This is a genomic window from Nodosilinea sp. LEGE 07298, assembly GCF_015207265.1.
In the GTDB taxonomy this organism is placed as follows: Bacteria; Cyanobacteriota; Cyanobacteriia; order Phormidesmidales; family Phormidesmidaceae; genus Nodosilinea.
Genome location: NZ_JADEXE010000577.1, coordinates 1 through 1,383 on the forward strand (window position 1 = coordinate 1; position 1,383 = coordinate 1,383).

Annotated in this window: 2 protein-coding genes; one reads left to right on the forward strand and one right to left on the reverse strand. The window is 62.0% G+C overall.

All coding sequences use genetic code 11. The features are described from left to right. A partial coding sequence (locus tag IQ273_RS33155) for a DUF1643 domain-containing protein (protein WP_194027315.1) occupies positions 1-447 on the reverse strand: 447 nt, incomplete at its 3' end. A 92-nt stretch (positions 448-539) separates the two neighbouring features. Here IQ273_RS33155 and IQ273_RS33160 point away from each other — a divergent pair. After that, the coding region (locus IQ273_RS33160; protein WP_194027316.1) for an MFS transporter at positions 540-1,383 on the forward strand (844 nt) is incomplete at its 3' end.

The window sequence follows — 1,383 nt, forward strand, 5'->3', positions numbered from 1 at the left end:
GTGGCGGGGTTGGCCCGTGCGGTTGTGCCCGAGGCAGTGGCATTGAGCTTGATAGGGGGCCAGCAGATCCAAAACGATGCGATCGCGCCCTAGCCAGCTGCCCCAATTTCCCCAGGCCAGCAGGATATGATCGGCGGCTGCAGCGGCGGCGACCAGAGCCGCATTGTTGTCAGGGCCGATGGGGTCGTTAACCTGCCGCAGCACGTGAGGATGAGGGCTGCGGTAGGCAAATAGGTTGACCACGGCGATCGCCCCAAAACCCCACTCCCTAGCCAGGCCAATGCAGCGCCACAGGGTGGGGTCGTCTACGCTACTGTCGGCTTGACTGGGGTTGAGCATGATAATAGCCAGGGTGGGAGCATCGCTCCACCGCCGACCCAGGCTGTAGCGGTAGTGGCCCGTGGGGTCAACGATAGCCGTGCGCTCCATGGCCGAGGGCTGCAACATTTGTTTACATTAAGGGGTGGGGCGCGGTGGTCTAGCCGTGGTGGCGAAGAGCACTGCTGAGCACCCAGCACTCTACTTGGGGAACCATCGTTTTGACTATTTTCTCAACCTTTAGCCCATCGGTGCGCACCAATTTGACGGTGCTGTTCGCCGCTGGGCTATGTTTTTGGGCCGGGCTGGCCGGGCTGCTGCCAACGCTGCCGCTGTTTATTGAGACCCTGGGCGGCAGCGGCCAGCAAATTGGCATTGTGATGGCATCGTTTGCGATCGGGCTGCTGCTGGCACGGCCCTACCTGTCGCGGTTGGCCGATGAGCGAGGCCGCAAGGTGGTGCTGATGGTGGGGCTGAGTGCGATCGCGATCGCCCCTTTTGGCTACCTGCTGGTGCTATTTCTACCCCGCGCGATCGTGCCGCTGTCGCTGGCGGGGTACACCCTCAACCTCGATACTTCAATTCTGGCCATGATTGGTATTCGCGCCTTCCACGGGTTGAGTATTGCCGCCTTTGTGGTGGCCTACAGCGCCCTGGTGCTCGACTTGGCCCCGCCCGCCAACCGAGGCGAACTGCTTGGCTACATGACCCTGGTCAACCCGATTGGTCTAGCTCTGGGGCCTGCCTTGGGCGGCTTTCTCTACGAAGCCACAGGCTTTACCACGGCGTTTTTGGTCATGGGACTGCTAGGTATAGTCGGGCTGCTGCTAGTCTCGCGGCTGCACGAGCCCTACCAGCCCCGCAGCGACGCCGAAGACGCTGGATCCAAGGAATTTTGGGGGCAGCTGTGGAGCGGTCGGGTGCGTACTCCAGCGATTATTTTGCTGCTGGTGGGGTTGGCCTTTGGCACCATCAGCACCTTTGTACCGCTGTACGTGCGCGAGGCGGGCCTGGCCCTGAATGTGGGGCTGATCTACAGCGCCTCGGCCCTGGCCAGCTTTATGT